This is a genomic window from Sporosarcina gallistercoris, from assembly GCF_014836415.1.
Lineage (GTDB): Bacteria > Bacillota > Bacilli > Bacillales_A > Planococcaceae > Sporosarcina > Sporosarcina gallistercoris.
Genome location: NZ_JACSQY010000017.1, coordinates 1 through 24,707 on the forward strand (window position 1 = coordinate 1; position 24,707 = coordinate 24,707).

Here is a 24,707-nt window from a genome sequence, read left to right on the forward strand (position 1 = left end):
CGCTAGATTATCTAACGCCAATTGAGTACCGATTAGAGACCTTATAAAAATTGTCCGATTTAATGTTGACAAGCCATTACTATGTATATACCAAAGTATTTTAAAGTCGAAAATTTTGATGAAATTTTGGATTTTGTTCAAGATAACTCTTTTGTCACGATTGTAACAACAGAGCAAGGGAAACCAATCGCCACTCATTTGCCATTGCAGGTAATTACAGAAGGAGACACCTACTACATAACAGGACATATGGCATATGGGAACTCTCAATGGAGAACATTTGAAGCCTGTAAAGATGTATTGGTTATGTTCCAAGGACCTCACGCTTATATTTCACCTTCCTGGTATCAAGAAGAAAATGTTCCGACATGGAATTATCAAGCTGTACATGTGTATGGTGTAGCTAGCATTTTGAACGAAGATGAGTTAAAACAGGACCTGACCATGTTGCTGCAAAAGTACGAAAAACAGCGTGAAGATTCAGTTCTATGGGATAAACTTTCGCCTAAACTATTAGAAAAAGAGCTTAAAGGTATTGTAGGATTCAAGATTAAAATACAAGAAATTCAAGCAGCATATAAATTAAGCCAAAACCGCAATGAAGTGGACTACAGAAATATTATAGATAAGCTGAGGGAAGAAAAAGATGTTAACTCTCATCAAATTGCAGAAGTGATGAGAAATAGACAGTCATTTAGATAATGGTATGCTTTAAGAATGTTGAATAAAAACAGGTGTTAGTTATAAAAGAAATATACCTCTGTTCTGCGCATAACGACTCTAACATGTCGTACGATCAGCTTATATGAGGTGGTTTCAATAACTCCCAATTGAGTGAATACAGTACGGTGGAATAAAGAGATTTCGTTCCAAAATCGGACCGAATTATTGAACAACTAAAGGAGAAAATAATGTCTAATAAAGCAGGCACTCGAAAAGTGATTTTAGATTTGGCTATTACTCTAGATGGTTTTATCGAAGGGAAAAATGGTGAAATCGATTGGTGCATAATGGATCCCGAAATGGACTTCACTAATTTTCTAACTCAAATCGATACCATTTTGTATGGAAGAAAAAGCTACGATTTATGGGGACAATACAGTCCACCTATGGAGGCTCCTGATGACGAAAAAGAAATGTGGGAGTTGGTTCACTGCAAGGAAAAAGTTGTGTTTTCCAAAACACAAAAAAATTCAGGGAATACAGCGATATTTGTGAATGAAAATATTTCTGACGAAGTAAATAAATTAAAGAATACTCCAGGTAAAGACATATGGTTATACGGGGGAGCAAATCTCATCACGACTTTTCTGGAATTAGGACTTGTTGACGAATTCAGATTATCTGTACATCCTCTAGTATTAGGAGAGGGAAGACCGTTATTTGTTGATATAAAACAAAGGCTGAATTTAAAATTGATGAATACAAGAACTTTTTCCTCCGGTGTTGTTCAACTAATTTACCAGTCAGACGGAAATTAAATATCATCCGGTAATACTAGACTATAGATCTCATTACCAAAACAAACGGAGCGTTAGGTAGGAATAGGAACCTGTGCTTCAAATTCTCATATTAATTTAAACAATCGTGTTTAGTTCATATTCAGAAAAATTATATTCCACTTAACTACGTGGAGGATTCATTGTTATTCCCAAACCTAAAAGTACACAAATGAAGGATTCCACTCTGGTTTATTGTAAGATAGAAAGAAGGAGGGATTACCCATGACAAATGAAGACGTAACTAAAATGTCGGATGTACTTTTGCAAAGCCTGTATGACTATCACTTCGCTTATAATGGAGGAAGTTACACGCTGCCCAAGACTATGCTGGATGCGGATATTACGAGCAAATTAGCAATCGATTCTCTTATTGAAAACGGATATGCCGTGGACAATGGGGAAGGATCGGATAATCTGGTTTTGTCCATCACTCCAAAAGGCTTGGATTCCATTAAGAATAAGCAGGTCAAATAAGATGGTAACTGGGAACGTCTTTTCGGACGTTCTTTTTCTATGTAAAAAAATAGGGTGCACGTTAGTAGTAGAATTTCGAGATAGGTATTGAAAAACATTAAAATCGGTTTCGAGAGTATTGCAATTTCGTTAAACATATAGATTATTTGAATATCCATGGTAAGGTGATTTTATATACTGATTTTGAGACTGGTGTGGATTCCTATGAACACGAATCCTAAACCGTTGTCTTGGCAATCACGTACCATCGTTTAGCACGGATAACGCTGCGAAACGTGGGCTAGTACATATGTATATAAATAATCATCAAAAAGGGGAATACTTTCATGACTAACTTTAACGCAGTATCAGCAAAAAATACGGAAAACGCACCAAACGGAAACGGTCTATATTCTCAAACAGTTGCGTTTTCCCATTACAATAATCTTTCCGCTCAATTACCGATCGAACCTACAACCGGTAAATTGGTAGCTGGGGGTATTAAAGAGCAGGCAGAACAGTGTTTTAAAAATATCGAAGCGATTGTAAACAGCATCAATCACGTGATGAGCGATATTGTTAGAATCACTGTGTTCGTTAAAGACATCCAAGATGTTGACGCTGTAGACGAAGTATATAAAACATTCTTCCCTACCTATGTTCCTTCACGGACAACCGTTGCAGTTGCAGCCTTGCCTATGGATGCAATGGTGCAAATTGAAGCACTTGTTGCACACGGGGAAGGGACAATTCCAAACGCACCACAAGCAGGCGACCTTATTAAGCTTACTAATAACACTTTAAATGCACCAACAAGTCCTCTGTCTACACAAACCGTATCTTTCTCTCATTACAATAATCTTTCCGCTCAATTGCCGATCGATCCGAAAACTGGAAGATTGGTTACTGGCGGTGTTAAGGAGCAGACGGCTCAGAGCTTGAAGAATATCAAGGCGATTTTAGAAAGTATTGACGTTCCTTTTGACGATATTGTGAAAGTGAATGTCTTCCTTAAAGACCTATCGGATACGGAAGCAGTGAACGAAGTGTATTCCACATTCTTCCCGGACTCCGCAATCGCGAGAGCCGTAGCCTATGTACCTGCCCGTACGATTGTTGAAGCTTCAGCTTTGCCGATGGGAGCTTTGGTACAAATCGAAGCAGTGGTTTCACACGGAGATGGTACACCTCCACAAGCTATTGAAGACAGACATGGTATCGTTATTTGGGCAAACAACACAGAAAACGCTCCAAAAAGTTCCCTTTCTACACAAACTGTAGCATTCTCACATTACAATCACCTTTCCGCTCAATTGCCGTTGGATCCAAAAACAGGTGAATTGGTGGCAGGTGGTGTGAAAGAACAGACTGAACAGTGCTTGAATAACATTAAGGCAATCGTGGAAAGTATCGATCACGTTTTGGACGATATCGTTAAAGTGAATCTATTCATTAAAAATATCGAAGACATGGATGCGGTGGACGAAGCATATAAAACATTCTTCCCAGGCGGTGTTCCTGCACGAAGAACTGTTGGCGTGTCAGCTTTACCTAATGATGCGTTAATCCAAATAGATGCAGTTGTAGGAAATGCTGAAGGAACACCTCCAAAAGCATAATAGGAGTTCATTGTAATAAGATAACAACAAATGCGTTTTGTAATGCGAATGGCGAATACAAAATTGCTGGTCCTATACACAAAAAGAGGGTGTCTCAAATGAAAATTGAGACATCCTTTTTTATACCGGAAAAAAGGGAAAGGTACCAGCTATGCAGAAGAGTTTCATACTTGGCTTATATACTTCAAGTAACTTCTTTAAAAAGTGAGGAAAACCCATGAACATTTCGTATAAATTGATGTCTTCATTAAGCTTTGAAGACGCGCATGTCTTATTTAACCGAGGATTTGAAGGTTATTTAGTGCCGATGAATTTGTCTTTTGACACATTCATGAGTCGTTTCAGTAACGATGGATTATCTCCATCAATTTCCATCGTTGCATTTGATGGAACGGAACCGGTTGGCTTTGTGCTCCAAGGATTGAGGGAGGCAGGGGGGCAAAAGATTTCGTGGAATGGCGGAACAGGCATTATTCCTAAATATAGGGGGAGAAAATTAGGTTATTCTTTGATAGGGGAATCGGAAAAGCTCTTAATGGAACTGAATGTTTCTTTAGCAACATTAGAATCGCTTTCTGAAAATAAGGCAGCTATATCGTTATATAAAAATTGTGGTTATCAAGTAGAAGACGAGTTGCTCTTTTTATGTGCAGATGGAATTTTAGAAAGTAAGTTACCCGATCTTGACACTTATGAACTTATCAGAATTCCTGCGATCCAATCTATTGGAACAGAGTTATTTCCACATATTGTCCCTTGGCAAACGGATGCGAGTAACTCGCCAAAAATAGGGGGAGAAGCCGTAATGATTTCAAAAAATAAAGAAATACAGGCGGCTTGTCTTATTCGAAAAAAATGTGTGTATGGCAATAAGGCAGAAAACATCACCTTATTTCAAGTGAAGGAAAATGGAAATGAAGAAGCTTTAAACAAATTGCTTGCTCACGCATTAGAATATGATCAAGACATAGAGCGGTCAACTTATAACTTCTTAAAAGGGAATGGTCGTGCAGTGTCATCTTTACAGGCAAGTGGTTTTGATAACACTTCTGTTTCACAGGTTTTCATGACAAAATGGATGTAGAAAAGTGAAGCAAAAAAGGGGGACAGATGCCCCTCTTTTGCTGGTTATAACCGTTCAGTTAAGACATTGAATTACACGCATACCTCATTATTTCGCATGTGGAGATTCAGTTTAATTAGAGTCCCGCTGAAGAGTTCGCCGCCAGACAACAAATGGCTTTAAACCAAAATTGACAATGTTACGGATGTATCATGAATTGATAACACACTTAAAGTTAAAGAGGATACGAAAAGTTGGTTCTGGAAAACTGGATTTGTATATTAAACCTATTGTTTCAATTTCTATAGTTATGAACAAATTCGCTGCGCTTTGTTCAATAAAGTATCCAGTTCTTGACTGCATTCTACAACGCTCGGATGTGTAAATCCGAAGAGTTGCGCTTTCTTATACATTCCCATTCTTTTAACTTTAATTCGTAACAATAATAAATTCTTTTTCACCGCATTAATCATCTCTACGCCTCCGCAATATTGGTTACGCTTCAAATCTTGGAGCAACTTTCATCTAAGTAGTAGAAGCAACTTGTCCATCTTATAAAAACAAGTATGAAAAGTATGTCGTATTATGTGCGAATTCCAAATTACTGTGGAATTATGACGATAGTGTGAATGAAACCTAAATATTCAATCAAAACACTAGATAATACTAATTTGCACAACTTACAGATTCGTTAATTCTACTTTTAACCTTACAATATCATGGCTTTATCACATTAATTATTACCAGAATTAAGATACAATAAAGAGAGGCAGATGCCTCCTCTTTTTAATTTCACTTGTAAAAATGTAAATTGTGCACAAAACGCTATAAGGATGAGGTAATAGCCCGGTTACTGCCCAACACACGAAAAGAAGATATGAAAAAACTTTTACAACGTGCTTATGACGATAAGGTGTTTAGCGTTAACACTCTTATAAAGTTGAGATAACGACCAGCGGACACGCCACCGACTTGCTAATTAGTTATGTAGCGCGTAAAAAATGAATAAATTAATGTAGTTGATTTGACGAAAAAAACAGTAAATGTTAGTATAAGACTTATATCAAGGTTACCTCTTTTTTCATAATAACTTTTAGTCTTCCAGTGACTAAAGGTGCAAAAATCCTGTCCTTCATTGGGCAGGATTTTTTTATGGATTGAATTTTTGGTAAGGATTTCTTAATGAAGGCATTAATTGTAGATAAAACAGCAGTGTATTGGTAGTATTCAAGAGGTTCGTTAGTGATTTTTGTACATTTGACCCCTATCTTTAATTGGATGGGGTTTTTTTGTACAATAAGGAGTCATCTGCTAGGTGAATCCAAGCTCGACCAAAAGGAAAGAAAGTAAACAATTTCCTTTTCATCCTACTTTACATACGAACATTCATTCGCTAATATATAATTAAGGAGGGGAACGAGTGTGCGCAAAACATTGGGTAGATCAGTAAGATATGGTGAAATGTTAGATATGATGTACTTGGCAAAAGACGGCAGCATAACTAAACGGAGAGTAAATGTACTGCAGATGGGTGATAAATCTTTTCGAGCGTACTGTCATATGCGTAAATCTAAACGAACTTTTGCTATCGACAATGTACTTGCACTCGTCCCTATCATCGAGCGTGAAAGGGCAGTGATCTAATGCCGGCGGGCACAAGTTTATTGACCAGCGAGGCAATCGATCAGTTAGAGAACATGATTTATTTGCCAATGTCCCTAACCATCTTAGACAGGAATGCCAATTTAGCCGTAATAAATAAGGCGATTGAAAACGAGCATCGTGATCTAACCTTAACCCATCTATTTATTAATCAGCACAGAATAAAGATGGTTGATGAAGGGAACGATAGTGATTTCACGGAATATCATTTTATTATCGGCGCGGAACCATATAATCGGAGATATATGAATTTTCGCCTTCGCAACCGTTCCGAGGAATTATTGTGTATTTACTTAAACAAATAGAGAGGGTGGATTGAATGACAGCAATTCCGAAGCCAGCGAAAGCTAAGAAGGCCGCTAGTGCTAGACCGCAACTAACTGAGTACGACTATCAAGAAATAGGAGAAAAGCTCAAGGATGCACAAGAATTTGAGTCTGAGGTGGAAATCACGATTTTCCACCGCAAACAGCATGAAAGGTTTGTTGGAGTGATTTCGAGCGCGGATGGGCAGACAGGAGTGTTATCACTGAGAGTCGGATATGAGGACGTGAAAATCAACATGAACGATATCGTTGGCATTGAATAAGATGGGGCTGATTAGATGATTGAACACAATCGAGACAGGGGGAAGATTAAATGGACGTCCATGATGCTTTCAGAACATAGCTCTTTACTGCGAGAATGGCAGGTGATGATGATTTTGTGATACGTCCAGAGCATTCTGAATGGGACCGAGAAAATATCCAAGAAGAACTCGAGCGAGGACTGATGATAAAATGCCAGATACCGATTAAGGTTTGGGATGATGAAAAGATTAAAAGCTACTTTGGCACGATTGAATCCATCGAATTACATAATAGATGCATCATGCTGCATGTTCCATTTGATTTGGAGAGACTTAAATTTAAGGATATTGTGAGTGTGCAAGTAGGTTATTAAAATAATGAGGAATATTTAGAAAAATAAGAAGGATATCCATTACTCTTGTCGTATTTCAAGTTAGTAAGGGAGTAAAATAATAAAGAAGTATTCAGTGTATGTTCTATTAAAGATCGGACAAGACTTTCAGTTGGAAACAATTGATAATCCATTAGAAATCGAACCTGTACATCTTAACGGTGCCGCAATGGTTATGACGAAAGAACAGTACGGCATCAGTTTGCTGCAAGTGAAAAAATGGAAGAAGTTGAAAACGGTAAAGGTAAAATTGGTGAATTGATAGCGAAGTAAGAGAGAGGGCAACAGTCTTCTTTTTTAAACCTAAACATCAAGTCTCATAGACATCTACCAATTTATTGGATAGTATTGTAGAGAACATAGAGAGAAGGAGAGAGGTAAATGAAAAGAGTATTTCCATTCTTATTGGTCTTCCTGCTGGTCTTTGCAGGTGTGACAAGCGAAGTCAGCGCAGCGACCTTCAAGGATACGCCGAAGTCTTACCGTTTCTTTAATGAGATCAACTATTTATCCAACGAGGGAGTTATTACTGGATATCCGGATGGCAGGTTCCAACCTGAAAAACCTGTCACCCGAGCAGCAACAGTTATTATGATTGGCCGTGCCCTAAATCTGGATGGGACGCAGCGGAAAACAAAGTTCCCTGATGTTAGTCCAAAGAGTGCAGCAGCTGGTTATATCCAGTCGGCAGTAGACGCAGGTATTATCAGCGGATATCCGACTGGTGAATTTCGGCCAGACAGTGCAGTCAGCCGTGCGGAGTTGGCAATTTTTTTGACTCGTGCTTTCAAATTTGAAAAATCATCAACAGAAACATTCAAGGACGTATTGCCGCACATGGCATCTTACCAATACGTCCAAAAGTTAGTAGGAGAAAATATCACTTCTGGTTTTGCTGACGGCACTTACAGGCCAGATACAGCAGTCACTCGTGGCCAATTCAGCGCATTCATGGCTAGGACTTTGGACGATAAATTCAAGCCAAAGCCCGACATTCTAGAATTATCGTGGCAAGATAATACCGAAAAAATAGAAAAAGTAACTGTTCTACAGGAAGAAACAAAATAAGCAAAAGAAAAAGCTGAAGAGCTACTTCAAAAGCTGTTAGATAAGAATAAATAAAAAGAGGGGCAGATGCCTCCTCTTTTTATGTTCAAAAACGAGAGAAAAATAAATCCGACCCCAATTACTAATTTTCACGATAACAGAAAAACAAAAACCCTCATAACCGTTGAGTTTACGAGGGTTTCAATACGTCCCAGGCAGGAATCGAACCTGCGACCCACAGCTTAGGAGGCTGTTGCTCTATCCCCTGAGCTACTGAGACCTTTTGTTAATTAACTTTATCAGTATACGGCAAAATTCCCATATCAGCAACTAATCAATTTGCTCCTCTGGTAAATTCAATTATTTTAATAGTTAAGCATTAAAGCGTATACTGAGAATGGTAGATATGAATATAATTAATGGAGGCGATTTAGTTGAAACGATTAGAAAACAAAGTAGCAGTGGTAACCGGTGCGGGTTCAGGACTCGGTCGAGAAATCGCAGAACTGTATGCACGTGAAGGTGCAAAAATTGTCATTGCGGACATGAATATGGATGGGGCAGAAGAAACCGTTCAGACGATTAAAGCGGCTGGTGGAGAAGCGCTTGCGGTAAAAACGAATGTTACTGCTGAAGAAGACGTGCGACGCATGATTGATACTGCTGTCGAAACGTTCGGTACCCTCGATATCCTTGTGAACAATGCAGGAATTATGGACAACATGTATTCGGCTGCAACGATTACAGACGACGTATGGGACAAAGTATTGGCGATCAATACAACGGGAGTCATGCGTGCGACACGTAAGGCACTTTCCATCTTCGAACAAAAGAAATCGGGTGTCATTGTCAATATGGCATCCATTTCTGCAGTGACTGGCGGACGGGGCGGACTCGCTTACACAGCTTCTAAGCACGCAGTTGCTGGGATGACAAAAAACGTGGCTTCCCATTATGCACACTTGAACATTCGTTGTAATGCAATCGCGCCGGCACAAGTACCCACCAACATTACGAACAACCTAGTACAACCGGACAAGCATGGTATGGAACAAGCGATGAAAGGCGTCAGCCAGTTGAGCCGCCCAGGGACAAAAGAAGAAATCGCAAATATTGCGTTGTTCTTAGCGTCAGACGAATCTTCTTATGTAAACGGTGTTATCATGCAAGCTGATAACGGCTGGTCGGCTTACTAAGTTAGGAATAGCAGAGAAAAATCGACTTCCTTATATATGGGGAGTCGATTTTTCATGTGGAAATCTCTTTGAATGCATTCGAAACTCTAGTGTTTACAAATGGAATCTCCAAGCGTATACTATTATAGTTAGATAGGCTAACTAATCATTTTATTAACGAAGTGAGGCGAGAACATGCATTTGGAACATCAATTCATCAGAAGTTATGTCAAATTGTATCGTCCTTTAGTGAATCAGCTCAATCGGCTGCTGTTGCATTATGATTTGTACAACGCACAATGGACAATTCTGAGCTTGCTCTCAAGAGAAGGAGAGATGACTTCTGCGGAAATTGCCGACGAACAAATGATTGAAAAACCGTCTGTTACAAAGGTGGTGAAACGACTTCATGAAATCGGTTATCTTGATGTGACGCAAGGACAAGATAAGCGTGAGAAGTTGCTGAAGCTGTCGGAGGAAGGGGAGCGTATCACTGCGGTGATACAAGCGGAACTGCTTCCGTTTTATGAACGTATTTTAGCTGGTATTCCTGATAAGGACATTTTGGCTGCGAAACAGCTATTCGATCAGGCATACGAAAATCTTATTCACTAATGGAGAGGGTCACTATATGGAAGACAAACAAAACTTATGGACAAAGGACTTTATTTTTATTTCAATCATCAATTTCTTTATTATGATAGTTATGTACATGCTCATCGTAACGATTGCGCCATTTGCCGTTGATGAATATGGAGCATCCGCGAGCATGGCAGGTCTTGTTTCCGGAATATTCATCATCGGGACATTATCTGCGCGAATTGCAACAGGCCGCGTTATTGAGAGTATGGGGAGCCGACGTATTTTATTGATTGGTATGGTTATTTCAGTCTTGGCCATTGCACTGTATTTCACTGCACACTCGCTGCCAGTTCTTCTACTCGTACGTTTCGTACATGGAATTGGACTGGGCGTCGCTTCGACAGCAACCGGGACGATGGTAGCGCAAATCATTCCCCCTTCTCGTCGCGGTGAAGGGATTGGATACTTCAGTTTGAGTAGCGTTCTTGCGACGGCAATCGGGCCGTTTTTCGGTATTTACTTAAGCCAGCATGTCGAATTCAATTGGATATTCATATTTAGTTTAGCACTTGGGATGATTGGTTTTTTGATGTTCTTCTTTGTCGATAAACGTCCTGAGGAAGCACCGCAAAAAGTTGTCGAACGAAAGGATGCACCAAAAGGCATTGCGAATTACATCGAAAAATCTGCGATACCGATTGCAGTGATTACGTTATTAGCAGGGATCGGTTACTCAGGCGTCTTGTCGTTCCTGTCGTTTTACGCAAAAGAAGCGAAAGTTGTCGACGCTGCGAGTTTCTTTTTCCTGGTCTACGCAATCGCAATCTTAGTTTCACGTCCATTCTCCGGGAAGTTACTTGATCGTAAAGGCGGCACTTTTGTCGTGGTTCCTTCATTAATCTTATTTGCTTGTGGTTTATTACTCCTCAGTCAAACACATACTGGAGTGATATTGCTTGTTGCTGGGGCTATTATAGGACTTGGTTTCGGGAACTTCCAATCGTGTGCGCAAGCCATCGCTCTGATTGGTGTACCGATTAAACGGATTGGAATCGCAACGTCTACATTCTATATCTTCCTGGATTTCGGTTTCGGCTTCGGTCCGTATTTCTTAGGGAATGTAGCAACCGCTTATGGCTACCGAGATTTATATATGATTCTTTCAGGACTAATCGTCGTGGCACTTCTTCTGTACTTACTGATCGCCCGCAAAAAGCAGCCTGTTCTTCAATGATTGAAAAAACGGTTCTCCAGTAGATGGAGAGCCGTTTTTTAACTGGAAACCCGTTCAAACTCAAGAAAACGAGTTCCTTGAAAGCTAAGCTTGCCAAGATCACCTTCAGCTAGCATCCCGTATTGTTCGCCGGTTGTCTTGAACTCCTGACGATCGCCGCTTTCATATTCAAATGTTACATAATAGGAAGTGCTTGCGGACATATCCCCGGAACCACCCGAAGTGTTTGTACGTTTCGTTTTCACATGGGCAGCCACTGTGATTTTAGGCGAGTTGTTGTTTTTGCTCCATTCAGCTGCTCCTTTAATGAAGACGAAGAGTATGATTCCGACTACAATGCAAAAGAACACTCCAAAAATAATAGGGAAAACGTTAAAGAAAGAATCTCCATAAGGATCCATGTTAAAACCACCTTCCTGTTTCTTCAAGTATATACGAACTCCAGTGGAAACGGTTTCAAAAAAAAAGATCAATTTTTTAATAGATAATGCTTTGCATTCTTTAAATTGTATGATATTCTAACATTACTTTAACAGACTAAAGCGATGAAGTGGAGGAAAATAATATGAAGATGAAAAAGATGAAGGTTGCGTTAGCTGGTCTCGGGGTCATTGCACTATTAGCAGGTTGTGGGAATTCCAAAGAAGCAGCAAACGGTGAAAAAGAATTGGTCATCGGAGTCGATGATAAGTTCGCTCCGATGGGGTTCCGTGACGAAGCGAATGAGCTTACTGGATTTGACATCGACTATGCGAAAGCAGCTGCAAAACACATGGGTATGAAAGCGAAATTCCAGCCAATCGATTGGAAAGCGAAAGAAACGGAATTGGCGAGCGGACGCATCGATTTGATCTGGAACGGGTATACGATTACAGACGATCGCAAGAAGAAAGTGCTCTTTACAAAACCTTACTTAAGTAACGCTCAAGTAGTGGCCGTTTTGAAGGATTCCGATATTCAGTCACTTGGAGATCTTGAAGGGAAAATAGTCGGTCTTCAAGCACTGTCTTCAGCTGCAGATGCACTTGAGGCCAATCCGATTGCGGATAAAGTGAAGAACAAGACCGAATTCGCGGATAACGTTTTAGCACTTTCCGATCTGAAGAGTAAACGTGTTGAAGCCGTCATTATCGATGAAGTCGTCATCGACTATTACATGTCTAAAGAAGAAGGTACGTTTAAAGTACTCGACGAAACGCTTGCACCTGAAGAATACGGCGTCGGTGTGAAAAAGGGAAATGAGGATTTATTGAACAAACTGCAAGATGCATTAGATACGATGAATGAAGATGGAACAGCTGCACAAATTTCCGAAACGTGGTTTGGAGAAAACAAAGTATTGAAGTAAGTCACGGTTTCTAGTTAAGTTGGAGGGATACCTATGTCACCAGATTATTTGTTATCGATTTTAGCACCAATGCTCGAAGGGGCGAAAGCAACGATCCTTCTATTCGTCATAGCAATCGTTGCTTCGATTCCGCTCGGATTCTTGCTGACACTTGCCGTCAACAGCAATTTCAAACCGCTGTCGTGGTTAGCGAATACGTATATCTACCTCATGCGTGGAACGCCACTCTTACTGCAATTATTATTCTTTGTATTCGGATTGCCACTCATCCCGGTTATCGGAGAGTTTCTAGTCATGGATCGCTTTGCAGCCGCAGCGCTTGCTTTCATCCTGAACTATGCTGCGTACTTCGCAGAAATCTTCCGAGGTGGATTGTTATCCATCGACAAAGGGCAATATGAAGCAGCACAAGTACTCGGATTGAACAAATGGCAGACAACGACACGGATTGTCATTCCACAAATGATTCGGATAGCGCTTCCGGCTCTTGCGAACGAATCGGTGACACTCGTGAAAGATACAGCATTGTTGTATGCAGTTGCTGTTCCGGAATTGCTGCACTTTGCACAGACGGCAGTCAACCGAGACTTCACGATCGTTCCGTTCGTCATGGCAGGTGCCATCTATCTGATGATTACAGCGGTGTTAACACTCGTGTTCAAGTGGCTGGAACGACGATTCCATTATGTATGAGGAAGGTGAAAAACAATGGCATTGATTGACGTAGTCGATATGAAAAAATCATTTGGAGATATTGAAGTCCTGAAGAAAATCACATTCCAAGTGGAGAAAAACGAAGTGGTAGCGGTCATTGGACCCTCTGGTTCAGGCAAAAGTACAATGCTTCGAAGCCTCGCACACCTTGAAGAAATTGAAGGGGGGACCATCCGAATTGACGGGGAAGCATTGGTAGCAGACGGCGTATACGCGAGCAATCCGGAAATCCGGAAAATCGGCAGACGGATCGGGATGGTTTTTCAGCACTTTAACTTATTTCCTCACTTGACCGTGAAACAGAACTTGGCACTTGCCCCGAAACTTGTTAAGGGAGAGCCGAAGGAGAAACTCGCGGGACGGATTTCCGAATTGTTGGCGAAAGTCGGTCTTGCTGATAAAATCGACGCATATCCTGCCAATCTATCGGGTGGTCAGAAGCAACGCGTGGCAATTGCACGTGCGCTTATGATGGAACCTGAAATTCTTTTGTTCGATGAACCGACTTCTGCACTCGATCCCGAATTGACAGGGGAAGTACTAGAAGTGATGAAGAAATTAGCAGAAGAGAACATGACGATGATTGTCGTCACGCACGAAATGTCGTTCGCTAAAGATGTCGCAACCAAAGCGTTGTTCATGGCAGATGGACAAATTGTTGAAGAAGGCGTACCCGTCGAGATGTTAACAAATCCGACACATGATCGCACAAAAGCATTTTTAGCGCGTACGTTAGGCTAATGCGAAGTGGCTGGACTTTTCCTCGTGTGGTAAACTGGAAGGGTACAACAATTTGCTAGCAATGGAGTGATAACGTTGAAAAACGCGTCTTCTACAATTGAAACGCCTATAAAAAAACGGAATTATAAGCCGTTCATTATCATTATTTCGATCATTCTAATCGGTGCAATCGGAATACTTTCTGGAATTCCTGGAGTTGAAAACTTTGATGCATTTGATATTACAATTCTCCCCATGCTCAATGCGATTTTCAACACCTTTACGTTCCTGTTTCTGGTAGGGGCATTGATCGCCATTAAAAAACGCAACATTACGGTACATAAGCGGTTCATTTACGCTGCATTTGTAACGACATTCTTCTTCCTGATCACATATGTGATGTATCACTTCTTAGCAGAATCAACACCGTTCGGCGGCAGCGGATTCTTAGCTGGATTCTACTATTTCATACTAATTACACACATTCTATTAGCGGCAGCAATCGTGCCACTCGCGTTAACAAGTGTAGCACGTGCATGGAACGGCGAAGTCGAGCGTCATCGTAAAATCGTCCGCTTCACAATGCCTATCTGGCTCTATGTCAGCTTTACAGGCGTCTTAGTCTATCTCTTAATATCTCCTTACTATTAATGAATGGTGAACGCCATAAACTAGTCTTCACTAAAGAGTAAATAAAAGCACGGACACCCCATCGAAATGGGATGTCCGTGCTTTTTCGTCTTACAACTCCTGATACGGCTTCATAAACCGACCGCTATCTTTCACTTCCGCGTGATACAACGCCTTCAATGCGAAAGCCCGCTCCAATTCGTGCTCTTTCATAATTTGAGTCAACCGTGTCGATAGTTCAGGCTCCTTCTTCACAAGCTGCGCCATCTTTTGCTGGTTATATTGCATATTCCATTCCGCCTCCGTTCTTTCCATGCCATTGCTTTAGTATAACACGCCTCGCGCTATTTTTCGATGCCTCCACAAAAACCCCCTTTTCCTAGTAAAACGGAAAAGGGGAGAGTGCACCCGATTATAAAAGGGTACGGTTGTATTCATCTAGATCTTGGCCGCCACGTCGGGGGTAATCCCCATCTACGAGCACTAGAATTTTACCTTCGTCGAAACGCGAATTATACTGTCGGGCTTCCTCTTCAGGGATTCCCATACCGATCAGAGCACCGGCTAATCCGCCCACACCCGCACCTGCAGCGGCACCTGTGATACCTGCAACAATCGGTCCTGCAGCTATGATCGGTCCAATACCCGGAATTGCAAGAGCCCCGATACCTGCAAGAACACCACCAAGTCCACCTAAGACTCCACCCGTTGCAGCTCCAGTTGCTGCTCCATCTGTTGCATGTGTTCCAGTCTCTTCAACTACTGTATCGACCTGTTCGCGCTCTTTACTAATCACTGAAATTTCGTCTGATGAATAACCTTGTCGTTTCAAGTCTTCAATCGCAAGAATCGCATCATTTTCACTCTCATAGTAGCCTACTACTTGTCGTTTTACCATGTTGAACCGCCTCCTGGAATTTTTACGAATAGAATTCGTTGCTAGTCTGATAATACCCGTGCATGCCTTTCTGAAACCTATTCGCTCTTCGAGTTTAGTTTCTCATCCGGACTTATAGATGTAGGAATTTCTAATTTATTTTTTTGAAGATTTATAGGTTTTAGTTCTGACGAGTAGGGAATAAATCATAGAAAGATTTTATAGGGGGAACTTACATATGGATCACACAGATACGAATCAGCAACGCAGAAAGTTAACAAAAACGCTTAAACCATCATGGGTCTTTGCCATTGCGCTAGGGTCATCCGTCGGTTGGGGAGCCTTCATCCTTCCAGGTGATTGGATTGGACAATCCGGTCCATTAGGCGCCATAATCGGTTTGCTAATCGGAGCAATTGTGATGATGGTGATCGCATCAAGCTACGGGGTTATGATAAAGAAATTCCCGGTATCCGGAGGAGGGTTCACATATGCCTTCATCGGTGCAGGTAAAATTTGGGCCTTTATATGCGGCTGGTTCTTATCACTTGGATACATATCGATTGTCGCACTGAATGCTTCAGCATTTTCATTACTATTAAAGTTTTTAGCACCAGGATTCATGAAGCAATTCTATCTTTATAGCGTTGCAGGATGGGATGTCTATTTGCCGGAAGTCATTATATCTTCCATTATCATACTATTATTTGCACTGATCAATTCTACCGGGACAAGCATTTCCGGACGCATCCAATTTTACTTTAGTGTTCTCCTAGTTGCCGGAGTTGTTCTTCTCGGTGCCTTTACATTCGGAGTTACAGAGTCTCCTTTTGAAAATATGAAACCACTTTTCAGCGGAAACCAAACCATACTGACATCGATTCTTGTTATTTTAGCGATTGCCCCATGGGCGTACGTAGGATTCGATAATGTCCCACAGGCAGCTGAAGAGTTCAATTTCTCTCCTCGGAAAGCGACGATGCTGATCGTAGCCTCTCTTTTTACATCGTTTCTTATATATGCAGTTATGATCGGACTTACAGCATGGACTTTTCCAACCGGTACGAATGTCGGAGACGGCAGTCTGTGGTTAACGGGTGAAGTTGTCAATTCAGCACTCGGATTCGGTGGTTTGATTGTAATGGCGGTTGCCATCATGATGGGGATCTTTACAGGGTTGAACGGATTCTATATGTCGTCGAGCCGATTGTTATTCTCAATGGCGCGGGCGCGGGCACTACCGGATATGTTCAGAACGATTTCTAAAAAGAGTCAAACTCCAGTATGGGGCATATGGTTTGTTACGCTTATTACGCTTCCTACTCCTTGGTTCGGCCGTCAAGCTCTTTCCTGGATTGTTGACATGTCTTCTACTGGAGTATCTGTAGCGTATCTATTCACTTGTTTAGCTGCCTATAAAGTATTGGCGTGGGGAGCAGAAGAAGCCAATCGTGAAATTGCTCCAGTTAAAAAGGCATTAGCCTTAATCGGGATGATTGCGAGTGCCGCGTTCTTACTATTACTCCTCATTCCAATGTCTCCAGCATCGCTGACTACACCTTCTTACGTACTCCTGATCTGTTGGGGGGTTCTAGGTGGTATTTTCTATAGTGTCATCCGAAAACGCTATAACAGTCTAACGCAAGAAGAGACGGAATATTACATGCTTGGGAAGACAATTGAATCTGAAGTGGATACCACATTGGAAGTAGAAACCGAACGACCTAAACGAAAAACTACGGAAACACCGGGAACAGGTCTCCCTACGTAATTCGACATACCTTTTTGTTTGATAGCATGCCCCTTTTAGTACCTTGGGGCATGCTGTTATTTTCTATTTATAATAGGCATTTCGTAGTCTAATACTTGCCATAACTAGGAGTAATCGATTACAATTGATTATAAATTATTTGTATTCCAAATGTGAAATAGGACGGAGGATTTGAAATGCCTTGCAGAACTGCGTGTATAGTTACCGATTTACAAATAGAAGTTAAGATTGAAGACCTAATACAACTTAAAATGCTAACAGAGCACATGGAACGTTTGCATGTTCTACAGGCTTTTGACGGAGAAGAGAGCTCTGTAATTACCGTGACCGAAAGTGGGCTCCGTGATTTAACGGATTTTGCCCGGGATTACTTGGACGTAAGGGAATTATTCTTTCGGGTCTCTGGTGAAAACCATTGGCGCCCTCTTTCAGAAGTGGAGGAATTACTTACGTCTCAATGGATCGATGACCTCATCCAACAAGAACGTGTCATATCCTATTATCAGCCGATTGTAGATACAGAGTGCTCCATCTACGGATACGAGCTATTGGCTCGTTTCCATTCGCCGGAAGGACAGATGATCTATCCCGATGAAGCATTTGCTGCGGCGAGAGCCCGCGGGCGTCTTTATGCTCTTGACCGGCTATGTCGGATCACTGCAGTGCGTCACGCCGCACCCCTTATCAATCAAAAAGCATTCATCAACTTTGTACCTACTTCCATTTACTCGCCTGAATTTTGTTTACAATCGACCGTTGCGGTTGCGAATCAGTTCAATATAGATCCTTACCAACTCGTTTTTGAAGTTGTCGAAACCGATCAGGTGGAGGATGTCGAGCATTTGAAAACAATATTAAGGTACTATCGCGAAAAAGGATTCCATTATGCACTTGATGATGTCGGGGAAGGCTATAGTACAGTGGAGTTGTTGTCTGATTTACAGCCCCATTATATGAAGCTGGATCGTTCATTCGTAGATGGTGTAGCATTGGATCCCAACAAGCAGGAGAAAGCAAAGATGTTCTTGACGAAAGCTAAAGAGAGTGGTTCGGTTCCTCTTGCTGAAGGAATTGAACAGGAAGAAGACTTCAAATGGTTGAAGGAGAGGGGCTACCAGCTGTTCCAAGGTTACTTTTTTGGAAAACCTGCTCCATCCCCGCTATAATAGGAGTAATTCAAGGACCGCCTTTTGTGCGGTCCTTTTTTAGGAGGGATTTTTTGAAAACGATTGTCTGGTTTAGAAATGATCTGCGCCTCCATGATCACCCTGCTTTAAAAGAAGCGTCTGAATGTGGTGAAGTGCTTCCCGTGTTCATACTTCCGAACCATGCGTCTCCGACAGCTTCTGATTGGTGGTTATTCGAATCGCTTAAAAGTCTTCAACAACAGCTCTTAAAGTTAGGGAGTACGTTGACAATCTTAAAAGGGGAACCCTCACGAGTCTTATCAGTCCTTTCAAAGAAAACACAAGCCGATGCTGTTTTCTTTAATGGTCAAGTGGATCCTGTATCCCGAAGAGAAGAGATGGCTCTTCTTGAATCGGAATCTTTATCGGAAGTGAACGTTCGTCGGTTTGCGCCGAATATGCTGCTGGATCCCACCCTTTTAAAAACAGGAGCCGGTGATCCGTATAAAGTATTTGGCGCCTTTTGGAAATCTTTGCAACAGCAAACGATTCCTTGGCCGATTGCTGCGCCTGCTTCATTGGCAAGCTGGATTGACGAGTATCCTGGAACAATTCCTTTGGAACAATCCGGTTTACGCGATTCAATAGATTGGGACACCTCCTTTGAAAAAGTTTGGATACCAGGGGAAGCCGCTTCTTTTGAACAATGGGCCAACTTTCGGGACAAAGGACTCAAGGGATATGACACCAAGCGGGACTTTCCTGCAATTAACGGAACTTCAAGGCTATCCGGGTTTCTAGCATCGGGTAATATGAGCATTCGAGCTCTTTGGCATGCCGTAAAACGCGCACAAGAAGAAGGAATAGCTCCTCAACCAGAGCCTTTTCTTAGACAGCTCGCGTGGCGGGAGTTCTCTTACTACCAACTATTCCATTTCCCTGATATTACAGAGCGACCGTTGCGTCCAGAGTTTCTACATTTCCCGTGGCTTGAAGATCCGGCAGGGTTAACCGCGTGGAAAAAGGGCAAGACAGGCTATCCTCTAGTCGATGCGGGTATGCGTGAATTATGGGAGACAGGTACGATACATAACCGTGTTCGGATGGTTGTTGCGTCCTTCCTTGTCAAACACTTGCTGATTGATTGGCGTATGGGGGCTGTATGGTTCCGCGAAACGCTTGTCGACTATGACGTCGCAAACAACACACTAGGCTGGCAGTGGATAGCAGGTTCCGGGTTTGATGCAGCTCCGTATTTCAGGATATTCAATCCAACGACGCAGAGTAAGAAATTCGATAAAAATGGAGCGTATATTCGGAAATGGGTGCCTGAATTAGCTGCACTTCCAGGTGCATCACTTCATGAACCGCACATGGCGCCTGAAGATGTACTTACCGAAGCAGGGGTTGTTCTAGGAGAGACATATCCATTGCCAATTGTTGACCATACAGCAGCTCGGGCACGTGCGCTCGATGCGTATGCGCACATAAAAGGAAAGAAAGAGGGATGAGCATGAAAGGATTTCTTCGGGCAGCAGGCTACGGTCTGATTGGAGGACTCATTCTGACGTTTCTATTTAAATGGATTGAGTCTTCGACAGGTGAGAAAGTATACACATTTTTGCTCAATGTTGATTACATACCTGTAATAGGGGATATTGCATTTCCGGAATGGGTGGAAGTAGTGTTTCACCTCGTGGTCTCGGTTGCAGTTGCAATCGGGTTCCATCTGATGTATAGGCTGAAGCCGTCATGGAAAAAACGAGCAATTACGATTTGTGCGGTAGGGAGCATCATCATCGGAATCGCTCTATTTCCAACTACCGCATTATCCGATCGTACACCTGAGCTTACAGATGGTCTATCGTTTGTATATTGGTTACTGGGCCATGCCATCTTTGGTGCAGTGTTAGGCATCTTCTTCCGATTTGAAAAGTAGACATGTGTTCATACAAAAAGCACTTCACCTGTCAGATGGACAGGACTGAAGTGCTTTTTTGAATTAATGGAAGATCCCAGCTTCTTTCGATTTTTTCAAGAGTTGGTTCGTCCCTTTATTGATACGCTCTTTAAGCAGTGCACCGAACAGGATAAATGCAAGCGAACACCCTGCTAGCACTGCCAAGTCTTTTGCAACTCGTGCCCAAACGATACCGCCAACCGCTTCACGCATGATGTCAATTGCATACGTAAACGGCAGGAACGGGTTGATGGCTCCGAAGAAGTCGGGCAGTAGGACAACCGGATACGTTCCGCCAGAACCTGCAATTTGCAAAACAAGCATGACAATCGCCATCGCCTTACCGACGTCTCCAAATACAGAAACGAGCGTGTAGACAATCGACATGAAGACCAAGCTAATGATCACACCAAAGACGACAAACCAAAACGGTTCACGGATATGAACATCCAGCAGCAATAAGTCTCCTAAAACGACAATGAGCATTTGCAGTAAGCCAATCAATCCAAAAGTCAGAAGCCTGCCGAAATAGACTTGGCGTGTAGTGAATTCGTCTCCATGCACCTCTGTAGAAAGTAAGGAAATTAGAAGGAGACAACCGACCCATAGGGAGAGGACTGTATAGAACGGTGTCATGCCAGTTCCGTAATTCTCAATGGAGTACAATCGATTCTCTTTCAATTGGATGGGTTCTTCAAAGAACGTTTTTTCAGCATCCGGATCATTTTGCAGCAATTGAATGATTTGGTTAATGTCCGTTTCACCTTGAATACTACGAATTTTCTCCGCTAACTGATTCACTTTTTCAGAGACGTATGGATACTCAGTTACAGCTTTTTGAATGGTCTCTTTTCCTTCGGCTAACTCCTTGTCCGAGTTTCCGAGAATCGTTTGCACTTTCGGAAGAGTGGATTGAATTTCAGTAAGAAGTCCTTTAGCTTGTCCAAGCGTCCCTTTTGCTGTTGCAACTTCTTTTTTAACAGTCGGTTCGATCGTATTCACATATTCTTTCATGAAAGCATCCAATTCAACGGACGTATTCCCAGCAATTTTTTGTAAATCATCGACTGCCCGATCCAATTCTTCCGCTTTCCCATGAACGACAGTATTGACAGTTCTTGCATTCGTCTGCGCTTCTTGTAACAACTTCTTCAGATCATCTGTTTTTGTAATCGCGTCATCCAGCTTACCAGAAAGGTTGGGCGAGGGAAGGGAAGGAGTCGGTTGTTGTTCGCTATCCGGTTCATCGTCCACACCTGGTGAAGGTTTTTTATTCTGTGCTGGGTTCTGCTGCACTAATTCCTGCAATCGAACAAGATCTTGCTTGACGCCATCAATCCGTTCAATACTTGCAGACATCCGATCGTCCAAAGATTTTTTCGCATTATCCAGTTCTGTAAAGTCCAACTCAACACCTTGTAACTGTTTCAAAAAATCGTTTGCTTTGTTAGAAATATCACTGACTTTCTGTAGATCCGCTTTGATTTTCGGGGAGATTTCATTTAACTTCTGTTCAGCATCGTTCAAATATCCGATGGTTCGATTGATCTGACCGAGCCCGTCATCTGTGATCTGTTTTGCTTCCGGTAATTTGCCTTGTGCTTGGTGAATGATCGCTTGGGCATCTGTTGCGTCGACTAAGCCCCGATTCAGAAGGTCGTAGATTTCGGGAAGACTTTTCTCGGCTTCAAACACATAGTTCTCGAATTTTTGAACGTCCGGTAAATCTTGTTCCAATTCGAGTCCCAGTTTGTTGAGCATGTCGAAGATGACACCGTTCACAGTGGAAATGAATTGGCTGCTCACTTTGTCGACAATCACGGTTGCACCTTTTTCAGTGATTTTCGGTGCGATGGAGTTTAGCTTTTCGTTCACAAAGTAATCGATCTCTGCTTTTTGAGGATTTCCGGAGACGACAGATGCCAGTTGTTCCGATAAGTTTTCCGGTAACACCATGACGGCGAAATAATCGCCATACTCCACTCCATCCATCGCTTCTTTTTTAGATACAAAATGCCATTCCATGGATGGATTCTTCTTGAGCGTGGATACAATTTCCGCACCTGTGTCTATATGCTTCTCCTGCACCTCCGCTCCCTTATCTTCATTGACAACAGCAACAGGCAATTTATCAGTTCTGCCATAAGGATCTGAAGAAGCATAGATATTGAGCCATGCGTACAAAGAAGGCAGGAAAATCAGACCGCCGATTAACACGGCAGCGACCCAGTTTGTGGAGATGTTACGCACATCCCTCTTGAAAATCGTGAAAATATTGTGCATTGGTTTGCCTCCTATTCGGTTAACTACTGGGAGCCATACTATCAAAGTCGTATTGAAGGTAGTTTTTTCGGATTCACGCTCTCACTTCTATTCTACCCAAAAACCCCTTGTCCTGAACGTACGGACAAGGGGTTTACTCAATTAGGCAATCAAGCCATCTTTCATCGTGACAATGCGGTCTGCATAAGGAAGCATCTCTTCATCGTGCGTGACCATAAGTGTTGTGATTTTAAGCGTTTTTGTTAAGTTTCGGATGATCTCCATTACCTCTTTGGAACGTTTGGAGTCGAGACTCGCTGTCGGTTCATCCGCAAATAGCATTTTCGGTTTATGGATGATCGCACGTGCAATGGCGACACGTTGTTTTTCACCACCAGAAAGGGAGGAAGGATAGGCTTCTTTCCGATGTGCCATGCCTACAAGTTCCAATACTTGAGCTACTTCTTGCTTTTGCTGTTTTTTGTTCAACTTCGTTTCCGCTACATCCAGCATGAGGAGCAATTGGTCTTCAACCGTCAAAAAGGGAACAAGGTGAGACGATTGGAACACAAATCCAAATTCACTCGAACGGATTCTGCGGATTTCTTCTTGGCTCATCTGCGTCATATCTTTACCTTCGAAAAGTACTTGCCCGCCGGATGCTTTCTGCAGTCCAGCGGCAATCGTCAAAATAGTCGACTTGCCGGATCCGGATGGACCGACAAGTGCCGTGATTTCACCTTCGTTCAAGTCAAGATCGACGCCTTTTAAAATCTTCTCACTGACGTCACCGGTTTTGAATGTTTTTTCGACATCATCAATTGTGAAAATCGCCATCTTACATCTCTCCTTGTTGGATTGCCTGTAACGGCTCCACTTTTTTGATTTGGAATCCGGAAATAGTTGCTCCGATGAATCCAATGACTAGGAATACGACAGATAGTAACAATGTCGTTTCGATCGGCAAGCTAAATGGCATCCCAGCTGGGGCTACCAAGCTGAACAATTGGCTGAGGCCGACAGACAATACGAGTGAAACGACGGTAATAAGCAGCATCTGGTACCACATCATGCTGAACAGCGAGCTTGTTTTGACGCCGATCGCTTTCAAAATACCATACAACCCGATTTTCTGGACGTTCATCATGTAGAAGAAAATCGCAAACAGCATACCGCTAATCACAACGAGGAACCAAATAATCATGTTGAGTGACATTTGTTCTGCGCCGTAGCTCGGAATCGTATTCAAGAATTCTTTGTTATCGAATGATTCAAGTCCCTTGATAGAATCAGGACTATCCGATCCGGGGATGAAAACCGTCTGCATTTCCATGACACGGTAAATTTCCTGATAGTTTTTCATGCTGATGAATGCAACAGGCGCGTGACTATACTTTTGTTTTTCAGCGAACCCAACGACTTTGAACTCTCCGCTGAATTGGTTATTTGTCAAAATGTCGCCGACTTCGATTCCATCATCTTTCAAGGAAGCATCGAGTACGACTTCATTGTCTTTGACATTCGGAAACAGGTCGCTGTCAGTGGAAGTCACAAACGCGACACTATGCTGCTTGTCTTCAGCATCGTTGACAAAGCCCATTTGGATAGACATTGCAGTTGCACCTTCGTAGTCTGCGATCAACTTCTCTTGTTGATCGGCATCGATCTTGGAAAGGTTATATGTTTGTTTTGCATCTTCATTCAAATAGAACTGTCCGTTTGGTACGTTTTTAATGAGCGCCGCGTTGTCTTCAGACAACCCATTGGCAAGCCCAGAGATAATGAAAGTCAGGAAGCTGACCAAAAAGATGATTGAACCGAGAATCAGGAATTTCATTTTGCTTTTTTTAACTTCTTTCCACGCCATTTGCATGGGAAACACCTCCGTTAGTGATTAACCTTAGTGTAATCGCTCAACATGAACTCCACATAAACACGGTATTACAAATGAAACGTTAGAAGTTTTTTTAGGATTTTATTGAGATGAGGAGGTTAGATGAA

Annotated in this window: 27 protein-coding genes and 1 tRNA gene; 20 read left to right on the plus strand and 8 right to left on the minus strand. The window is 42.1% G+C overall.

The features are described 5' to 3' along the window. The first annotated feature begins 81 nt into the window (after positions 1 to 81). The 5 genes from H9659_RS14870 (at position 82) to H9659_RS14890 (ending at position 4,658) form a co-directional block, all read left to right on the plus strand. Positions 82 to 702 (plus strand): FMN-binding negative transcriptional regulator, encoded by a 621-nt coding sequence (locus H9659_RS14870; RefSeq protein ID WP_191692061.1) that lies wholly within the window; start codon positions 82 to 84, stop codon positions 700 to 702. Between the two features lie 209 nt (positions 703 to 911). Beyond that, positions 912 to 1,481, plus strand: coding sequence for a dihydrofolate reductase family protein (locus H9659_RS14875; RefSeq protein WP_191692063.1), 570 nt, complete (start codon positions 912 to 914; stop codon positions 1,479 to 1,481). 243 nt (positions 1,482 to 1,724) lie between these two features. Next, the gene (locus tag H9659_RS14880; RefSeq protein WP_191692065.1) at positions 1,725 to 1,976 is read left to right on the plus strand and encodes a hypothetical protein; all 252 of its coding nucleotides are present in this window, start codon (positions 1,725 to 1,727) and stop codon (positions 1,974 to 1,976) included. A gap of 326 nt (positions 1,977 to 2,302) precedes the next feature. Continuing rightward, positions 2,303 to 3,574, plus strand: coding sequence for a RidA family protein (locus tag H9659_RS14885; RefSeq protein WP_191692067.1), 1,272 nt, complete (start codon positions 2,303 to 2,305; stop codon positions 3,572 to 3,574). Between the two features lie 217 nt (positions 3,575 to 3,791). Next, a complete protein-coding gene (locus H9659_RS14890; protein ID WP_191692069.1) occupies positions 3,792 to 4,658 on the plus strand; it encodes a GNAT family N-acetyltransferase in 867 nt (288 codons plus the stop codon). A 287-nt stretch (positions 4,659 to 4,945) separates the two neighbouring features. Here H9659_RS14890 and H9659_RS14895 read toward each other — a convergent pair whose 3' ends face one another. After that, the gene (locus tag H9659_RS14895; protein ID WP_191692071.1) at positions 4,946 to 5,110 is read right to left on the minus strand and encodes an aspartyl-phosphate phosphatase Spo0E family protein; all 165 of its coding nucleotides are present in this window, start codon (positions 5,108 to 5,110) and stop codon (positions 4,946 to 4,948) included. A 1,508-nt stretch (positions 5,111 to 6,618) separates the two neighbouring features. Between H9659_RS14895 and H9659_RS14900 the strand changes: the two genes are divergently transcribed. The 4 genes from H9659_RS14900 (at position 6,619) to H9659_RS14915 (ending at position 8,327) form a co-directional block, all read left to right on the plus strand. Further along, positions 6,619 to 6,888 carry a YolD-like family protein gene (locus tag H9659_RS14900; protein WP_191692073.1) on the plus strand — a complete coding sequence of 90 codons (270 nt, stop codon included), beginning with the start codon at positions 6,619 to 6,621 and terminating at the stop codon, positions 6,886 to 6,888. Between the two features lie 95 nt (positions 6,889 to 6,983). Beyond that, positions 6,984 to 7,241, plus strand: a complete 258-nt coding sequence (locus tag H9659_RS15740) for a YolD-like family protein (RefSeq protein ID WP_191692075.1) — start codon at positions 6,984 to 6,986, stop codon at positions 7,239 to 7,241. A 94-nt stretch (positions 7,242 to 7,335) separates the two neighbouring features. Further along, positions 7,336 to 7,521, plus strand: coding sequence for a hypothetical protein (locus H9659_RS14910; protein ID WP_191692077.1), 186 nt, complete (start codon positions 7,336 to 7,338; stop codon positions 7,519 to 7,521). Between the two features lie 119 nt (positions 7,522 to 7,640). Next, the gene (locus tag H9659_RS14915; protein ID WP_191692079.1) at positions 7,641 to 8,327 is read left to right on the plus strand and encodes an S-layer homology domain-containing protein; all 687 of its coding nucleotides are present in this window, start codon (positions 7,641 to 7,643) and stop codon (positions 8,325 to 8,327) included. 186 nt (positions 8,328 to 8,513) lie between these two features. On the opposite strand, the gene H9659_RS14920 is transcribed toward H9659_RS14915, so the two are convergent. Next, positions 8,514 to 8,586, minus strand: a tRNA-Arg gene (locus H9659_RS14920). 154 nt (positions 8,587 to 8,740) lie between these two features. On the opposite strand from H9659_RS14920, the gene H9659_RS14925 reads away from it, so the two are divergent. The 3 genes from H9659_RS14925 to H9659_RS14935 all read left to right on the plus strand — a co-directional run bounded on the left by H9659_RS14925 (position 8,741) and on the right by H9659_RS14935 (position 11,297). Further along, positions 8,741 to 9,502, plus strand: a complete 762-nt coding sequence (locus tag H9659_RS14925) for a glucose 1-dehydrogenase (RefSeq protein WP_191692080.1) — start codon at positions 8,741 to 8,743, stop codon at positions 9,500 to 9,502. 174 nt (positions 9,503 to 9,676) lie between these two features. After that, positions 9,677 to 10,096 carry a MarR family winged helix-turn-helix transcriptional regulator gene (locus tag H9659_RS14930; RefSeq protein ID WP_191692083.1) on the plus strand — a complete coding sequence of 140 codons (420 nt, stop codon included), beginning with the start codon at positions 9,677 to 9,679 and terminating at the stop codon, positions 10,094 to 10,096. A gap of 16 nt (positions 10,097 to 10,112) precedes the next feature. Next, complete coding sequence (locus tag H9659_RS14935) at positions 10,113 to 11,297, plus strand: MFS transporter (RefSeq protein WP_191692085.1); 1,185 nt, start codon at positions 10,113 to 10,115, stop codon at positions 11,295 to 11,297. A gap of 38 nt (positions 11,298 to 11,335) precedes the next feature. On the opposite strand, the gene H9659_RS14940 is transcribed toward H9659_RS14935, so the two are convergent. Next, positions 11,336 to 11,698 (minus strand): DUF2500 domain-containing protein, encoded by a 363-nt coding sequence (locus H9659_RS14940; protein WP_191692087.1) that lies wholly within the window; start codon positions 11,696 to 11,698, stop codon positions 11,336 to 11,338. Positions 11,699 to 11,868: 170 nt separating this feature from the next. Here H9659_RS14940 and H9659_RS14945 point away from each other — a divergent pair, with 170 nt between their 5' ends. From H9659_RS14945 to H9659_RS14960, 4 genes are all read left to right on the plus strand, one after another. Continuing rightward, a complete protein-coding gene (locus tag H9659_RS14945; protein ID WP_191692130.1) occupies positions 11,869 to 12,645 on the plus strand; it encodes an amino acid ABC transporter substrate-binding protein in 777 nt (258 codons plus the stop codon). A 33-nt stretch (positions 12,646 to 12,678) separates the two neighbouring features. After that, the gene (locus H9659_RS14950) at positions 12,679 to 13,338 is read left to right on the plus strand and encodes an amino acid ABC transporter permease (RefSeq protein WP_191692089.1); all 660 of its coding nucleotides are present in this window, start codon (positions 12,679 to 12,681) and stop codon (positions 13,336 to 13,338) included. Between the two features lie 15 nt (positions 13,339 to 13,353). Continuing rightward, the gene (locus H9659_RS14955; protein WP_318240743.1) at positions 13,354 to 14,100 is read left to right on the plus strand and encodes an amino acid ABC transporter ATP-binding protein; all 747 of its coding nucleotides are present in this window, start codon (positions 13,354 to 13,356) and stop codon (positions 14,098 to 14,100) included. A gap of 75 nt (positions 14,101 to 14,175) precedes the next feature. Next, complete coding sequence (locus tag H9659_RS14960) at positions 14,176 to 14,730, plus strand: DUF420 domain-containing protein (protein WP_225217883.1); 555 nt, start codon at positions 14,176 to 14,178, stop codon at positions 14,728 to 14,730. 90 nt (positions 14,731 to 14,820) lie between these two features. On the opposite strand, the gene H9659_RS14965 is transcribed toward H9659_RS14960, so the two are convergent. Together H9659_RS14965 and H9659_RS14970 are read right to left on the minus strand one after the other, a co-directional pair. Further along, a complete protein-coding gene (locus tag H9659_RS14965; RefSeq protein WP_172643578.1) occupies positions 14,821 to 14,997 on the minus strand; it encodes a hypothetical protein in 177 nt (58 codons plus the stop codon). 124 nt (positions 14,998 to 15,121) lie between these two features. Further along, on the minus strand, positions 15,122 to 15,607 hold the full coding sequence (locus H9659_RS14970; RefSeq protein ID WP_191692092.1) for a general stress protein: 486 nt from the start codon (positions 15,605 to 15,607) through the stop codon (positions 15,122 to 15,124). 217 nt (positions 15,608 to 15,824) lie between these two features. On the opposite strand from H9659_RS14970, the gene H9659_RS14975 reads away from it, so the two are divergent. The 4 genes from H9659_RS14975 (at position 15,825) to H9659_RS14990 (ending at position 20,423) form a co-directional block, all read left to right on the plus strand. Next, positions 15,825 to 17,357 carry an APC family permease gene (locus H9659_RS14975; RefSeq protein ID WP_191692093.1) on the plus strand — a complete coding sequence of 511 codons (1,533 nt, stop codon included), beginning with the start codon at positions 15,825 to 15,827 and terminating at the stop codon, positions 17,355 to 17,357. A gap of 176 nt (positions 17,358 to 17,533) precedes the next feature. Next, complete coding sequence (locus tag H9659_RS14980; RefSeq protein WP_191692095.1) at positions 17,534 to 18,523, plus strand: EAL domain-containing protein; 990 nt, start codon at positions 17,534 to 17,536, stop codon at positions 18,521 to 18,523. A gap of 53 nt (positions 18,524 to 18,576) precedes the next feature. Next, the gene (locus H9659_RS14985; RefSeq protein ID WP_225217884.1) at positions 18,577 to 19,995 is read left to right on the plus strand and encodes a cryptochrome/photolyase family protein; all 1,419 of its coding nucleotides are present in this window, start codon (positions 18,577 to 18,579) and stop codon (positions 19,993 to 19,995) included. A 2-nt stretch (positions 19,996 to 19,997) separates the two neighbouring features. Continuing rightward, positions 19,998 to 20,423: a hypothetical protein gene (locus H9659_RS14990; protein WP_191692099.1), complete on the plus strand. Its 426-nt coding sequence runs from the start codon at positions 19,998 to 20,000 to the stop codon at positions 20,421 to 20,423. A 63-nt stretch (positions 20,424 to 20,486) separates the two neighbouring features. Here the strand turns inward: H9659_RS14990 and H9659_RS14995 are convergent, their stop codons facing one another. The 3 genes from H9659_RS14995 to H9659_RS15005 all read right to left on the minus strand — a co-directional run bounded on the left by H9659_RS14995 (position 20,487) and on the right by H9659_RS15005 (position 24,579). Further along, on the minus strand, positions 20,487 to 22,727 hold the full coding sequence (locus tag H9659_RS14995) for a YhgE/Pip domain-containing protein (protein ID WP_191692101.1): 2,241 nt from the start codon (positions 22,725 to 22,727) through the stop codon (positions 20,487 to 20,489). Between the two features lie 141 nt (positions 22,728 to 22,868). Next, a complete protein-coding gene (locus H9659_RS15000; protein ID WP_191692103.1) occupies positions 22,869 to 23,543 on the minus strand; it encodes an ABC transporter ATP-binding protein in 675 nt (224 codons plus the stop codon). Between the two features lies 1 nt (position 23,544). Beyond that, positions 23,545 to 24,579 (minus strand): ABC transporter permease, encoded by a 1,035-nt coding sequence (locus H9659_RS15005; RefSeq protein WP_191692104.1) that lies wholly within the window; start codon positions 24,577 to 24,579, stop codon positions 23,545 to 23,547. Positions 24,580 to 24,707 lie beyond the last annotated feature (128 nt).

Bases quoted from the DNA above. Each gene is read 5' to 3' on its own strand.
- H9659_RS14935 (WP_191692085.1), top strand. From the start codon at position 10,113: ATGGAAGACAAACAAAACTTATGGACAAAGGACTTTATTTTTATTTCA.
- H9659_RS14945 (WP_191692130.1), top strand. From the start codon at position 11,869: ATGAAAAAGATGAAGGTTGCGTTAGCTGGTCTCGGGGTCATTGCACTA.
- H9659_RS14940 (WP_191692087.1), bottom strand. From the start codon at position 11,698: ATGGATCCTTATGGAGATTCTTTCTTTAACGTTTTCCCTATTATTTTT.
- H9659_RS14955 (WP_318240743.1), top strand. From the start codon at position 13,354: ATGGCATTGATTGACGTAGTCGATATGAAAAAATCATTTGGAGATATT.
- H9659_RS14870 (WP_191692061.1), top strand. From the start codon at position 82: ATGTATATACCAAAGTATTTTAAAGTCGAAAATTTTGATGAAATTTTG.
- H9659_RS14900 (WP_191692073.1), top strand. From the start codon at position 6,619: ATGACAGCAATTCCGAAGCCAGCGAAAGCTAAGAAGGCCGCTAGTGCT.
- H9659_RS14975 (WP_191692093.1), top strand. From the start codon at position 15,825: ATGGATCACACAGATACGAATCAGCAACGCAGAAAGTTAACAAAAACG.
- H9659_RS14950 (WP_191692089.1), top strand. From the start codon at position 12,679: ATGTCACCAGATTATTTGTTATCGATTTTAGCACCAATGCTCGAAGGG.
- H9659_RS14880 (WP_191692065.1), top strand. From the start codon at position 1,725: ATGACAAATGAAGACGTAACTAAAATGTCGGATGTACTTTTGCAAAGC.
- H9659_RS14970 (WP_191692092.1), bottom strand. From the start codon at position 15,607: ATGGTAAAACGACAAGTAGTAGGCTACTATGAGAGTGAAAATGATGCG.
- H9659_RS15000 (WP_191692103.1), bottom strand. From the start codon at position 23,543: ATGGCGATTTTCACAATTGATGATGTCGAAAAAACATTCAAAACCGGT.
- H9659_RS14915 (WP_191692079.1), top strand. From the start codon at position 7,641: ATGAAAAGAGTATTTCCATTCTTATTGGTCTTCCTGCTGGTCTTTGCA.
- H9659_RS14885 (WP_191692067.1), top strand. From the start codon at position 2,303: ATGACTAACTTTAACGCAGTATCAGCAAAAAATACGGAAAACGCACCA.
- H9659_RS14890 (WP_191692069.1), top strand. From the start codon at position 3,792: ATGAACATTTCGTATAAATTGATGTCTTCATTAAGCTTTGAAGACGCG.
- H9659_RS15005 (WP_191692104.1), bottom strand. From the start codon at position 24,579: ATGCAAATGGCGTGGAAAGAAGTTAAAAAAAGCAAAATGAAATTCCTG.
- H9659_RS14875 (WP_191692063.1), top strand. From the start codon at position 912: ATGTCTAATAAAGCAGGCACTCGAAAAGTGATTTTAGATTTGGCTATT.
- H9659_RS15740 (WP_191692075.1), top strand. From the start codon at position 6,984: ATGGCAGGTGATGATGATTTTGTGATACGTCCAGAGCATTCTGAATGG.
- H9659_RS14930 (WP_191692083.1), top strand. From the start codon at position 9,677: ATGCATTTGGAACATCAATTCATCAGAAGTTATGTCAAATTGTATCGT.
- H9659_RS14895 (WP_191692071.1), bottom strand. From the start codon at position 5,110: ATGATTAATGCGGTGAAAAAGAATTTATTATTGTTACGAATTAAAGTT.
- H9659_RS14965 (WP_172643578.1), bottom strand. From the start codon at position 14,997: ATGCAATATAACCAGCAAAAGATGGCGCAGCTTGTGAAGAAGGAGCCT.
- H9659_RS14990 (WP_191692099.1), top strand. From the start codon at position 19,998: ATGAAAGGATTTCTTCGGGCAGCAGGCTACGGTCTGATTGGAGGACTC.
- H9659_RS14995 (WP_191692101.1), bottom strand. From the start codon at position 22,727: ATGCACAATATTTTCACGATTTTCAAGAGGGATGTGCGTAACATCTCC.
- H9659_RS14980 (WP_191692095.1), top strand. From the start codon at position 17,534: ATGCCTTGCAGAACTGCGTGTATAGTTACCGATTTACAAATAGAAGTT.